Annotated in this window: 1 protein-coding gene, 1 tRNA gene and 1 pseudogene; 1 reads left to right on the forward strand and 2 read right to left on the reverse strand. The window is 63.9% G+C overall.

The features are described 5' to 3' along the window. Positions 1-230 (reverse strand): annotated as a pseudogene (locus BGN97_RS02010) (nucleotidyl transferase AbiEii/AbiGii toxin family protein); the annotation flags it as partial. 289 nt (positions 231-519) lie between these two features. Between BGN97_RS02010 and BGN97_RS02015 the strand changes: the two are divergent. After that, positions 520-744, forward strand: a complete 225-nt coding sequence (locus BGN97_RS02015; protein ID WP_292697589.1) for a hypothetical protein — start codon at positions 520-522, stop codon at positions 742-744. Between the two features lie 106 nt (positions 745-850). Here the strand turns inward: BGN97_RS02015 and BGN97_RS02020 are convergent. Beyond that, positions 851-922 (reverse strand) — tRNA-Gln (locus BGN97_RS02020). Positions 923-966: the final 44 nt, after the last annotated feature.

Raw genomic sequence — 966 nt, forward strand, 5'->3', positions numbered from 1 at the left:
CCGCAGCGACGGCAGCTCGACGGTTGTGGGGCCGGAGTGACGGGGTCGCCGAAGTTGATGTCGAGCCGCAGCTTGACCTGCGCTGTTGCGAGCCGTGCCGTCATCGTCACCCGCACGCCGAAATACAGCGCGTCATCACGCATCACCGCAGTGGTGACGGTGTCGGGTAGGAAATCGACGCCGTCGTCTGGGTCTTTGATCGCGGCGATCTCGGCCACACGGCGGGCCACGGTCTCATGATCAGAGGCCATGTTGCCTGCGAGGGCGTCGGCGAGGTCTCCGTCGTGAACGTCGACGGGAGCGACTCGTCCAGCTTCTTCATGGATACAATCCATGCACAGGAAGCTCAACTATGTGTGGTTTTTATCCACACTTGTCAGGCGACCCCGCTGTCGCGTGTCCTCCAACGGGCACCAGACTGTTGCCGTCGGAATGCCCTAGCGTGGGCGAGACACTCCCAGCCCGCTGGAAGGCGGCATCAACAGCCAGATCCGGGACCTGCTGCGCCGCCACCGCGGGATGAGCGAAGCGCACCGCCGCCGCGCCGTCGAATGGTTCCTCACCCTCCGGCAGATGGGACTCGACGAAGCCCTCACCCTCGCCCTCGCACCCGGCCCCGAACCAGAACCCGACAACGACCAGCACGACGAACCAGAAGACATCGGCGGCCCAGCCCTCTACGACACCGGCCTCGACGCGGGCGAAGGCCTCTGGCACCGCTCAGGATGGGCAGGACGCGGCTAACACGCCCGACCCCATCCACTCTTTTTGGCCTATAACCGGGATCGGCGCGATCCCGGCACCACCATGGACCAAGAAAACCCCCGCCTGAGCGGGGGTTTCATTCTTGCTGGGGTACCTGGACTCGAACCAAGAACAACTGAACCAGAATCAGCCGTGTTGCCAATTACACCATACCCCAAGGGCGAAACCGGAGCCTCGCACCGAGAGTCAAGCTTACCTGAG

The sequence above is a fragment of the Microbacterium sp. 69-10 genome, assembly GCF_001897945.1.
Lineage (GTDB): Bacteria > Actinomycetota > Actinomycetes > Actinomycetales > Microbacteriaceae > Microbacterium.

Coding starts and splice junctions, on each gene's coding strand:
- BGN97_RS02015 (WP_292697589.1), top strand. CDS start 520: ATGAGCGAAGCGCACCGCCGCCGCGCCGTCGAATGGTTCCTCACCCTC.